The sequence below is a fragment of the Undibacterium sp. Ji50W genome, assembly GCF_049340445.1.
GTDB lineage: Bacteria > Pseudomonadota > Gammaproteobacteria > Burkholderiales > Burkholderiaceae_D > Undibacterium.
On record NZ_JBMPOX010000018.1, the window covers coordinates 74277 to 86060 of the forward strand.

Sequence of the window (11784 nt, forward strand, 5' to 3'; positions counted from 1 at the left end):
ACTATCTGAAGCAGAATGAAATGAAATAAACAGGACTTACAAAAACCGCCCCATCTGCGTTACAGAGGCTAACAGTACGTTCGTACTGTCTTCGTCGCTGCTCCTGGATGGGACAATTTTGTGTAAGTCCTGATCAATTCATTCTTGTTATGATACGTGGGGACAAACTCAAAAGCGGCTGCAACGCCGTATCTCCCTGTCTGGATGGGCAGCAGGTATGCCCACTCTCATGTTTGTTTAATTTGTGCAAAAGACATCTGTGATGAATAAAATCGATGCACTCAACAGCATAGCCGAACAAGCGCAACGCGGAGAACTGGTGTTCCCGACGAATGTGGCGGCTTCTCTCAAGCTTCAACAAACACTGGATGACCCGGATTGCAGTATTGATACGGCCACCAAACTGGTACTGAACGAACCCTTTCTAGCCGCCAGGATGGTGGCCATTGCCAATTCTGCCGCCTATAGCCGCGGCAACGATGTCACCAATGTCAAGGCGGCCATCAACCGGCTGGGGTTTCGTACCTTGCGGGCGGTGGTGGCCTCATTGGTGGTACGACAACTGGCAGGCACCAGCAAGAACAAACAATTGCAGGCAATGACCAGCAAACTGTGGGAACACACTGCCCAGGTCGCCGCCCTGTCCCAGGTGATTGCCCGTCGCATTACCAAGCTCGATCCTGACACCGCCATGTTTGCCGGCATTGTGCATGAAGTGGGTAATTTTTACCTGCTGTCAAGGGTGGATGAATATCCATCGCTGATAGAACGCGATCAGCCTGCCCCCGATTCCAGCGCCGATGATTTGCCATCCTTCTCGGATACCATCATTGACCGTGAATCGTCTGAAACCCAAATCGGCTCTGCCGTGATACAAAGCCTGAAACTGCCGCAGGCAGTGGTAGAAGCCGTGCAAGCCCTGTGGTTTGGCTTGCGTGCCATGCCGCCAGAAACCCTGGGTGACACCCTGTTGCTGGCAAACGAACTGGCCACCACGCATTCACCGATGGACATTCATTCTTACGCCGAAGAATCCGAGCAATGTTCATCCGAAATTGATTTCGTCGTCGGTGACGGCACGCTCAACAGCATACTTGAGGAATCGGAAGAAGAAGTCAGAACCCTGGCCGCCGCCTTGCTGGTCTGAACCAGTCCTCACAAAAAAAGGGAAGGCAGCCATTGCTCCTTCCCTTTTTTATTTGTTAGCACATCAGACCCACGTCAAGCCCACATCAGGCTTTCAGCGCAGCCATAATTTGCTGCAAGGACGATGGATCTTCTATCGTCGTCAAATCCCCGGCATCACGCCCTTCACAGATCGCCTGTATCGAGCGACGCAATAATTTGCCGGAACGGGTCTTCGGCAGCATGCTGACAAAATGCACACGCGCTGGTCGCGCAACGCCACCCAGTTGCTTGTCTACCACAGCCATCACTTCTCCTTCCAGAGCGCGCTTTTGTTCTGGCGTTGCGGCCAGTTCAGGATGTTTGAGTATGGCAAAAGCGACCGCCACCTGACCTTTGAGTTTGTCTTCCACACCCACTACTGCCACCTCTGAAATTTGCGGATGGCTGGAAATGCTTTCTTCTATCTCGCGCGTACCCAGGCGGTGTCCGGCGACGTTGATGACATCGTCGGTACGCCCCAGGATAAAATAATAGCCATCGGCATCCCGGATGCCCCAGTCAAATGTCGAATACAACTGCTCGTGCGAAAAGTTGGTCCAGTAAGTTTGCACGAAGCGCTGGTCATCCCCATACACGGTCTGCATGCACCCGGGCGGCAAAGGCCCCTTGATGGCGACCACACCTTTTTCATTGACACCACATTCCGCACCCGTGTTTTCATTGATGATGCGCACGTCATAACCATACATGGCAATGCCGGGGCTACCCAGGCGGGTGGCAGTTTGTTCTACGCCACGGGCGACCGACAAGATGGGCCAGCCGGTTTCGGTCTGCCAGTAATTGTCGATAATGGGTACGCCCAGCTCACTGGCGATCCAGCTGGATGTGGTTTCATCCAGGGGTTCGCCAGCCAGATACAAAGCTTTCAATGACGACAAATCGTATTTGCGCATCAGCTCAGGCGGATGCTTCTTCAATACCCGCACGGCAGTCGGTGCCGAAAACATGCGCGTGACCTTGTATTTTTCAACGATGCTCCACCAGATGCCCGCATCCGGGCGTATCGGTGTGCCCTCATACATGATGGTGGCCATGCCGGCGATCAGTGGGCCATAGACGATGTAGGAATGCCCTACCACCCAGCCTATGTCTGAAGTGGCAAAATAGGTTTCCCCCGGCTTGCCGCAGAAAATATGTTTCATCGACGAAGCCAGTGCCACCGCATAACCGCCGACATCGCGCTGCACACCCTTGGGCTTGCCTGTCGTACCGGACGTGTACAAGATATAAGACATGGCATTTGAATCCAGCCAGGTGACAGACACTTGCGTTGCCAAATGTTGCGTCCTGGCAGTCGCATAATCAACATCACGCCCTGGCACCAGTTGCATCGCATCCAGGCCACGGTTCACCAGCAGGACATGTGCAGGTTTGTGTTCGGCCAAGGTGATCGCTTCATCCAGTAAGGGCTTGTAAGGCACGGCCTTGCCGCCACGCATACCGGCATCTGCCGACACCACCAGCACAGGCTTGGCGTCATCAATCCGGGTACCCAGGCTTTTTGAAGCAAAGCCACCAAACACCACGGAATGCACGGCACCGATACGGGCACAAGCCAGCATGGCAAAGGCGGCTTCGGCGATCATGGGCATGTAGATCAATACCCTGTCACCCTGCGTCACACCCAGCCCCAGCATGATGGCAGCCATGCGTTGCACCTCAGCGTGCAGTTCTGCAAAGCTATAGGTTTTTTCGCTATTGGTTTCGGTAGAAATCGCAATCAGCGCAGGCTGCTCTGCCTGGGTGCCTAACCAGCGGTCCACCGCGTTGTAGCAGAGATTGGTTTCACCTCCGACATACCATTTTGCGAATGGTGGCTTGCCGTGATCCAGCACCTGCTCGTAAGGCTTGTGCCAGTCTATTAATTGCGCTTCTTTCGCCCAAAACCCTTGCGGGTCCTGTATCGATTCCTGATAAAACGCTGCGTAAGTCATGCTGTCTCCTTCGGTATCACAAAATGTTTTTACCTGCCACCGCAGCGCCGAGCATTTATTTTTATTCTTGAACAACAACGGCGGCGCGAGGCCATGCCTGCACTTTGACGTGCATAAAGCTACTTCAAATCAAATTCGAAATTTTTCAGCTAGTCTCAGTTGCTGGTACGCGTACCCAACCTTCCATGAGCACACGTGCGCTGCGGCTCATGATGGCCTTGGTGACGCTCCATTCGCCATTGACCTGCGTGGCCTCTGCCCCTACCCGCAAAGTACCGGACGGATGTCCAAAACGCACTGCAGTACGCACACCGCCACCCGCAGCCAGGTTCACCAGTGTGCCCGGGATGGCGGCGGCTGTGCCTATCGCCACGGCGGCCGTACCCATCATGGCATGATGCAGCTTACCCATGGACAGTGCGCGCACCAGCAAATCCACATCCGTGGTGTTTACCTGCTTGCCGCTGGATGACACATAATCGACAGGCTTGGCAACAAACGCCACCTTGGGCGTGTGCTGGCGTTGCGCTGCTTCGCTGATATCCTTGATCAGGCCCATGCGCAATGCGCCATGGGCACGTATGGTTTCAAACATGGCCAGGGCCCTGGCATCGCTATTGATGTCGTCCTGCAATTCGGTGCCGGTATAGCCAATCGCGTCTGCATTCACGAAAATGGTAGGGATACCGGCATTGATCATGGTTGCCTTCAGTGTGCCCATTCCCGGCACGTCCAGATCATCGACCAGATTACCGGTCGGGAACATGGAACCACCTGCGCCATCTTCATCCGCCGCCGGGTCCATGAATTCCAGTTGCACTTCTGCCGCCGGAAAGGTCACGCCATCCAGTTCAAAATCACCGGTTTCCTGCACTGCCCCCTCTGTCATAGGCACATGGGCGATGATGGTCTTGCCGATATTCGCTTGCCATACACGGATGGTGGCCATGCCGTTTTGCGGGATACGGTCTGCCCCGACCAGCCCGGCGCTGATGGCGAAGGCACCCACTGCTGCGGACAGGTTGCCGCAATTACCGCTCCAGTCGACGAACGCCTTGTCTATCGATACCTGACCAAACAGGTAATCAACATCATGATCAGGCTTGCTGCTTTTGGACAGGATGACAGTCTTGCTGGTGCTGGATGTGGCACCACCCATACCGTCAATCTGTTTGCCATACGGGTCGGGGCTACCGATCACGCGCAGCAGCAAGGCATCCCGTGCTGCACCGGGCTGCTGTGCTGACACAGGCAAATCCTGCAGGCGAAAAAACACGCCCTTGCTGGTACCGCCGCGCATATACGTCGCCGGGATTTTGATCTGTGGAAGATGGGCCATGTATTTACTCTTTAAAATTTGATTCAGGTACCGCGCTCTCCCGTCAAAAGGAGCGCTTGCAAGCATTCGTGTCAGCAGAACTTATGCCGCCTTGGCGGACTCCAGAAAATCTTGCGCAAAACGCTGCAAGACACCACCAGCTTCGTAAATCGACACCTCTTCTGCCGTGTCCAGGCGGCAGATCACAGGCACGGCCACAGATTCGCCATTTTTGCGGTTGATGATCAGGGTCAGCGTGGTACGTGGCGTGCGCTCGCCGATGACATCAAAGGTTTCTGTTCCATCGATGTTCAGCGTCAGGCGGTTGATACCGGGCTGGAATTCCAGCGGCAAGACACCCATGCCGACCAGGTTGGTCCTGTGTATGCGCTCAAAACCTTCAGCAACAATCACTTCCACACCGGCCAGACGTACGCCCTTGGCGGCCCAGTCACGCGACGAACCCTGGCCATAATCAGCACCGGCAATCACGATCAGCGGCTGCTTGCGTTCCATATAGGTTTCTATGGCTTCCCACATGCGGGTGATTTTGCCTTCGGGTTCGATGCGGGTCAGTGAGCCTGCTTTGACCTTGCCATCCACCACGACCATTTCATTTTTCAGTGTGGGGTTGGCGAAGGTCGCACGTTGCGCTGTCAGGTGATCACCACGGTGGGTGGCGTAAGAATTGAAATCTTCTTCCGGCAAACCCATCTTGGCCAGGTATTCACCGGCGGCACTATCGAGCATGATGGCATTCGACGGTGACAGATGGTCCGTCGTGATGTTGTCGCCCAATACTGCCAGCGCACGCATGCCCTTCATGCTGCGCGCACCTGCCAGTGCGCCTTCCCAATATGGTGGGCGGCGGATGTAGGTGGTTTGTGGACGCCAGTCATACAGGGGGCTGACTTTTTCTCCATCATCTGCCTGTTTGGCAAACATGGGGATGTAAACTTTGCGGAATTGTTCAGGCTTGACACTGGCTGCCACCACGGCATCAATTTCTGCGTCCGCCGGCCAGATGTCTTTCAGTGTCACTGGCTTGCCCGCTGCATCCAGACCCAGCACATCTTTCTCGATATCAAAACGGATAGTGCCAGCGATGGCATACGCCACCACCAGCGGCGGCGAAGCGAGGAAGGCTTGTTGTGCATAAGGATGGATACGGCCATCAAAATTGCGGTTACCCGACAGCACTGCCGTTGCATACAGATCACGCTCTATGATTTCTTTCTGGATGACGGGGTCAAGCGCACCCGACATGCCATTGCAGGAGGTACAGGCATAGGCGACTACGCCAAAGCCAAGCTGTTCAAGCTCAGGCAATAATTTGGCTTCTTCCAGATACAGGGTCACGGCCTTGGAGCCAGGGGCGAGTGAACTCTTGACCCAGGGCTTGCGGGTCAGGCCCAGCCTGTTCGCATTCCGGGCCAGCAAACCGGCGGCCACCATATTGCGTGGATTATTGGTGTTGGTGCAACTGGTGATGGCGGCGATGATGACGGCACCATCCGGCATGAATCCTGGTTCGTTTTCAATCGTGCCGCTGATACCGCGCGCTGCCAGTTCCGAGGTTGGCACGCGCTTGTGCGGATTCGATGGGCCAGCAATATTACGCACAACGGAAGACAAATCAAATTTCAGTACACGTTCATATTCCGCATTCTTCAGCGTATCAGCCCACAAGCCGGTTTCTTTGGCATAGGTTTCTACCAGTTGGACCAATGCATCGTCACGGCCTGTGAGTTTCAGGTATTTGATGGTTTGTTCATCGATGTAAAACATGGCGGCAGTAGAACCGAATTCAGGTGCCATATTTGCTATCGTTGCGCGGTCACCCAGGGTCAGGTGGGATGCGCCTTCGCCATAAAATTCCAGATAAGACGAGACGACTTTTTGATTGCGCAAGAATTCTGTCAATGCCAGTACCGTGTCGGTCGCCGTAATACCTTCCTGTGGCTTGCCGCTCAGTTCAACGCCGATGATGTCTGGCAAACGCATCCAGGATGCACGGCCCAGCATGACGCTTTCGGCTTCCAGCCCACCGACACCAATCGCGATCACACCCAGCGCATCCACCATGGGGGTATGGCTGTCTGTGCCGACCAGGGTATCAGGGTAAGCAACACCGTCTGTGACCTGTACAACGGGCGACATGCGTTCCAGATTAATCTGGTGCAAAATACCATTGCCGGGCGGGATCACATCGACATTCTTGAATGCCTTCTTGGTCCAGTTGATGAAGTCAAACCTGTCTTCATTGCGTCTGTCTTCAATCGCACGATTTTTATCGAAAGCATCCGGATCAAAACCACCGCACTCGACTGCCAGTGAATGATCAACCACCAGTTGCGTAGGTACTACCGGGTTGACCAGCGCCGGGTCACCACCTTGCAGCGCAATCGCATCGCGCAAACCCGCCAGGTCCACCAGTGCAGTCTGTCCCAGGATGTCATGACATACCACCCGGGCCGGGAACCAGGGAAAATCCAGGTCACGCTTGCGTTCTATGAACTGTCTGAGGGAATCAGTCAGCGTTGCCGGGTCGCAGCGACGCACCAGATTTTCTGCCAGTACGCGCGAGGTATAAGGCAGCTTGTCATAGGCACCTGCAACGATTGCATCGACGGCTGCACGCGTATCGAAGTAATCCAGAGTAGTACCGGGTAGTGGCTTGCGGAATTGAGTATTCATGGCTCGCTATTTTTCAATATTAATATTCGGTGTTCGGACTGATCCAGTCGGCTATCACGGCAAGTTCAGAGCTGCAATTTGAAGCCTTCATGTGAAGCTGTAAAACCCATGCTTCCATAAAACCGGTGGGCCTGTATGCGTTTTTTATCACTGGTCAGTTGCACCAGCTTGCAAGCACGCTCACGCGCGACTTGTATCGCTTGTTCTATGATCCAGTGACCTATACCCTGCCCGCGAAGATAGCCATCCACCCGCACGCTTTCTATCATGGCTCGGGTAGCCCCTTTCCTGCTCAGGCCGGGGATGAAAGTCAGTTGCAGCATGGCGATGATCTTGCCATCCATGACACCGACCATCAAAAACTGGTTATCATCTTTGTCTATGCGGTCAAAGGCATCGCTATAGCATGGATCATCCGATCCCACGCCTTCACGATTCTTGCCCAGATCATCATCGGCGATCAATTCCAGCAGGCGCGGCAAATCCTGCTTCACTGCGCGCCTGGCAATTAGTGTTGATATCAGTTTCGATACGTCAGCCTGGACTTTCATAGTGCAACCCTGCCTATTTGTGTTTCTTATGTATGTTTCTTATTTGCGTTTATTCAGAGGAACAAACTTCAGATCTTCAGGGCCAACATAATTGGCACTAGGACGAATGATCTTGTTATCGATACGTTGTTCAATGATGTGTGCCGCCCAGCCCGAGGTACGGGCAATCACGAACAGCGGTGTAAACATGGCAGTCGGCACCCCCATCATGTGATAGGACACGGCAGAGAACCAGTCAAGATTGGGGAACATTTTTTTGATATCCCACATCACTGTTTCCAGACGTTCGGCGATATCAAACATTTTCATCGCACCGACATCCTTGGACAGATTGCGTGCCACTTCCTTGATGACCTTGTTGCGCGGATCAGAAATCGTGTACACAGGGTGACCGAAGCCGATCACCACTTCCTTGTTTTCCACACGTTTCTTGATATCGGCTTCTGCTTCGTCGGGATTGTCGTAACGTTTCTGGATTTCAAACGCAACTTCATTGGCACCGCCGTGTTTCGGGCCACGCAAGGCACCTATCGCGCCAGTAATGGCAGAATACATGTCCGAGCCTGTGCCAGCCACTACCCGGCCCGCAAAGGTGGATGCATTGAATTCATGCTCCGCATACAGAATCAGGGAAGTATGCATGGCTTTTTCCCACAACTCACCTGGTTTTTCACCATGCAGCAAATGCAGGAAATGGCCGCCTATGGAATCATCATCGGTTTCTGTCTCTATGCGCTTGCCATTGTGGCTATAGTGGTACCAGTACAGCAGCATGGACCCCAGCGAAGCCATCAGGCGGTCGGCAATATCGCGCGCACCCGGGGTGTTGTGGTCATCTTTTTCTGGCAACACGCAACCAAGTACGGATACGCCGGTACGCATCACATCCATGGGGTGCGATGAAGCCGGCAACCATTCCAGTGCCGCTTTCAGATTTGCTGGCAAACCGCGCAGCGCTTTCAGCTTGGCTTTGTAGGCACGCAATTCAGCCGCGGTCGGCAATTTGCCATGCACCAGCAAATGGGCAATTTCTTCAAACTCGCAGGCGTCAGCCACATCCAGAATATCGTAACCGCGATAATGCAGGTCATTGCCGGTTTTGCCCACGGTACACAGGGCCGTGTTACCAGCCGTCACCCCAGACAGGGCAACCGATTTCTTGGGTTTGAAAGGAACTGCTTCAGTCATGATTTTTTCTCCATTGTTCATTAGAAGTGCCATTCCCATTTGCTGACTTGATGCAGCACAATAAGGGCACGGACTATATACGTATTATTTGGCCTTTTGCTGTGCGAAAAGAGCATCCAGCTTTTGTTCGAAATCGTGGTAGTTGATGCGCTCATACAATTCCATGCGGGTCTGCATGGTGTCGACGACATTCTTTTGCGTACCGTCACGGCGTATCGCGCCATACACGTTTTCTGCTGCCTTGTTCATGGCACGGAAAGCCGACAAGGGGTACAGGACCAGGCCCACATCCACGGCAGCCAGTTCTTCAACAGAAAACAATGGGGTGGCACCAAATTCAGTGATATTCGCCAGGATAGGTACTTTGACGGCACTGGCAAACTGCTTGTACATGGACAATTCGGTGATCGCTTCCGGGAAAATCATGTCTGCCCCCGCTTCCACGCATGCCAGGGCACGCTCGATGGCAGCGTCCAGACCTTCAACGGCCAGCGCATCGGTACGGGCCATGATGACGAAGTTGTCATCGGTACGGGCATCCACTGCTGCCTTGACCCTGTCTACCATTTCCTGCTTGCTGACGATCTCTTTGCCCGGGCGATGGCCGCAGCGCTTGGCCCCCACCTGGTCTTCAATATGCATGGCCGCAGCGCCGAACTTGATCATGGATTTGACGGTGCGTGCCACGTTGAAGGCAGAAGCGCCAAAGCCTGTATCCACATCCACCAGCAAAGGCAGGTCGCAGACATCGGTGATGCGGCGTACGTCAGTCAATACATCGTCGAGATTGGAAATACCCAGATCAGGCAACCCCAGGGACCCGGCAGCAACGCCTCCACCAGACAAATAAATCGCCTTGAAACCGGCACGTTTTGCCAGCAAGGCATGATTGGCATTGATAGCCCCGACCACTTGCAGAGGGGATTCTTCCTGCATCGCCTTGCGGAAGGCGGCACCTGCGGAGTATGTACTCATGTGTATGCTTTCAGGTTAATGAACAGATTCTGGCAAGCGTATTGCAATCGGCATGCCACCTCTGGCCACAGACAGCGCAAAGAAGCTGAAACACCTGCGAAAATATATGCAAATCAACTACTTACCAGGAAAAATCTGTGAAACAGGACTTGAGATTAATAGACAATACGGCGCATAATGACGTTTCAAATACAAATTTGAAACAATATTGAAACGCGAATTGAAACATCAATTGAAACACTCCTTGAAACACCCAATGAAACAAGCCCCGGGACCATCCATGGCTAGGCACCAAACATCTGACCAGATACAAACATAATGAAACACCCCACACCGCCGCGTGACAACAGCGATAAACCCGTGATCTGGACCGTATCCATTTCCCGCCTGTTCGACATGTTTCGCGACATCATGGTTGAATATGATGGCCGCGCCGATATCGAACCCATACACATGGGTTTTGAAGAAGCGGCGCAATACCTGAAAGAACGCCTGCAAACAGAAAGATGCGATGCCGTCATTGCCGCTGGCTCAAACGGTGCCTACCTGAAAAACCGCCTGCCGGTACCGGTCGTCATCGCCAAGGCCAGCGGCTTTGATGTCATGCAGGCCCTGGCCAGGGCGCGCAAGGTGTCACCCGCCATCGGCCTGATCAATTACCAGGAAACCATGCCGGAACTGGCGGATTTTAAAACCACCTTCGGCTTCCCGCTGGAACAACGTACCTACGTCACCGAAGAAGATGCGCGCGCCCAGATCAGTGAACTGAAAGCCAGTGGCATCAAGGCCATTGTCGGTGCCGGCCTGATCACAGACCTGGCAGAGGAAGCCGGCCTGACGGGCATCTTCATGTATTCGGCGGGGTCGATACGGCAGGCATTTGACGATGCACTGGAAATCGCCCGCCTGACGCGGCTGGAATCTGCCCGTGGCCGCCAGCATCCAGCGGCAGATGCGCTGCGCGCCCGCCACAACCTGAATGATTTGCGGGGTGATTCGGCCATCATGCAGGCGACTCGCAAATCGATCGCCCTGTTTGCCCGTTCCCCCGCTACCGTGTTGCTGCAAGGTGAAACCGGCACCGGCAAGGAACTGGCGGCCCAGGCCCTGCACCGTGAAAGTACCAGGGCGCGCCAGCCCTTTGTTGCCGTCAATTGCGGTGCGATCGCCGAAAGCCTGCTGGAATCCGAATTATTCGGCTATGAAGAAGGTGCATTTACCGGATCAAAACGGGGTGGTCATGCCGGCCTGTTTGAAACCGCCCATCGCGGCACCGTGTTTCTGGATGAAATTGGTGAAATGCCGCTGGGTTTGCAAACCCGGCTATTGCGGGTGCTGGAAGAACGTGAAGTGATACGCGTTGGCAGCATGCGCCCTATCCCGGTCGATGTACGCATCATCAGCGCCACCCATTGCAATCTGGAAGACCGCATCAGGGAAGGAAAGTTTCGCGCTGATCTGTATTTTCGTCTAGCGGTATTGCGACTACATTTACCCACCCTGCGGGAAAGAACGGACGACCTGCTTCCTCTTGCAGAATGGTTCCTGAAGCATGCCCTGGCTGGTATGGGCACACGCCCGCATGCCAATCTGCATGCAGAAATCAGCTCTTGTGGTTCTTTGCTCCAACATTATGCCTGGCCAGGTAATGTAAGAGAACTACGTAATCTGATGGAGCGCCTGGCCTTGTTTTTGGCAGCAGAACCTTTGCAGGCACTGACGCCGGGCTTTGTCGCAAAAACCTTGCCTGAGCTGGTGATAACCGCAGTCCAGATGGAACAGACGGCAACACCAGCCAACGAAGAATCGCTGGAACAGATCATGCAAAAATTCGACAACAACCGGGAAGCAGTGGCAGATTACCTGGGTATCAGCAGGACCACCTTGTGGCGACGGCTGAAAAATTGAGAATGGCAGCAATGACACCAAATAA

8 protein-coding genes are annotated in these 11784 nt (G+C 54.0%); 2 read left to right on the plus strand and 6 right to left on the minus strand.

Annotation, left to right across the window (positions count from 1 at the left end):
* The first annotated feature begins 262 nt into the window (after positions 1-262).
* Positions 263-1147: an HDOD domain-containing protein gene (locus ACO0K9_RS21175; protein WP_422988116.1), complete on the plus strand. Its 885-nt coding sequence runs from the start codon at positions 263-265 to the stop codon at positions 1145-1147.
* Between the two features lie 85 nt (positions 1148-1232).
* On the opposite strand, the gene ACO0K9_RS21180 is transcribed toward ACO0K9_RS21175, so the two are convergent.
* From ACO0K9_RS21180 to prpB, 6 genes are all read right to left on the minus strand, one after another.
* Positions 1233-3122, minus strand: coding sequence for a propionate--CoA ligase (locus ACO0K9_RS21180; protein WP_422988118.1), 1890 nt, complete (start codon positions 3120-3122; stop codon positions 1233-1235).
* A 145-nt stretch (positions 3123-3267) separates the two neighbouring features.
* Entirely contained in the window at positions 3268-4461 is a 1194-nt protein-coding gene (gene prpF / locus ACO0K9_RS21185; RefSeq protein WP_422988120.1) for a 2-methylaconitate cis-trans isomerase PrpF, read from the minus strand.
* Positions 4462-4542: 81 nt separating this feature from the next.
* Complete coding sequence (gene acnD, locus ACO0K9_RS21190; RefSeq protein WP_422988122.1) at positions 4543-7137, minus strand: Fe/S-dependent 2-methylisocitrate dehydratase AcnD; 2595 nt, start codon at positions 7135-7137, stop codon at positions 4543-4545.
* Positions 7138-7202: 65 nt separating this feature from the next.
* Positions 7203-7688, minus strand: a complete 486-nt coding sequence (locus tag ACO0K9_RS21195) for a GNAT family N-acetyltransferase (protein WP_422988124.1) — start codon at positions 7686-7688, stop codon at positions 7203-7205.
* A 39-nt stretch (positions 7689-7727) separates the two neighbouring features.
* The gene (gene prpC, locus ACO0K9_RS21200; RefSeq protein ID WP_422988126.1) at positions 7728-8876 is read right to left on the minus strand and encodes a bifunctional 2-methylcitrate synthase/citrate synthase; all 1149 of its coding nucleotides are present in this window, start codon (positions 8874-8876) and stop codon (positions 7728-7730) included.
* An 84-nt stretch (positions 8877-8960) separates the two neighbouring features.
* Positions 8961-9851: a methylisocitrate lyase gene (gene prpB / locus ACO0K9_RS21205; protein ID WP_422988128.1), complete on the minus strand. Its 891-nt coding sequence runs from the start codon at positions 9849-9851 to the stop codon at positions 8961-8963.
* 318 nt (positions 9852-10169) lie between these two features.
* On the opposite strand from prpB, the gene prpR reads away from it, so the two are divergent.
* Positions 10170-11759: a propionate catabolism operon regulatory protein PrpR gene (gene prpR / locus ACO0K9_RS21210; protein ID WP_422988130.1), complete on the plus strand. Its 1590-nt coding sequence runs from the start codon at positions 10170-10172 to the stop codon at positions 11757-11759.
* Positions 11760-11784: the final 25 nt, after the last annotated feature.

Excerpts from the sequence above, each read along its gene's own strand:
- ACO0K9_RS21175 (WP_422988116.1), top strand. The coding sequence starts at position 263 with ATGAATAAAATCGATGCACTCAACAGCATAGCCGAACAAGCGCAACGC.
- ACO0K9_RS21180 (WP_422988118.1), bottom strand. The coding sequence starts at position 3,122 with ATGACTTACGCAGCGTTTTATCAGGAATCGATACAGGACCCGCAAGGG.
- prpF (WP_422988120.1), bottom strand. The coding sequence starts at position 4,461 with ATGGCCCATCTTCCACAGATCAAAATCCCGGCGACGTATATGCGCGGC.
- acnD (WP_422988122.1), bottom strand. The coding sequence starts at position 7,137 with ATGAATACTCAATTCCGCAAGCCACTACCCGGTACTACTCTGGATTAC.
- ACO0K9_RS21195 (WP_422988124.1), bottom strand. The coding sequence starts at position 7,688 with ATGAAAGTCCAGGCTGACGTATCGAAACTGATATCAACACTAATTGCC.
- prpC (WP_422988126.1), bottom strand. The coding sequence starts at position 8,876 with ATGACTGAAGCAGTTCCTTTCAAACCCAAGAAATCGGTTGCCCTGTCT.
- prpB (WP_422988128.1), bottom strand. The coding sequence starts at position 9,851 with ATGAGTACATACTCCGCAGGTGCCGCCTTCCGCAAGGCGATGCAGGAA.
- prpR (WP_422988130.1), top strand. The coding sequence starts at position 10,170 with ATGAAACACCCCACACCGCCGCGTGACAACAGCGATAAACCCGTGATC.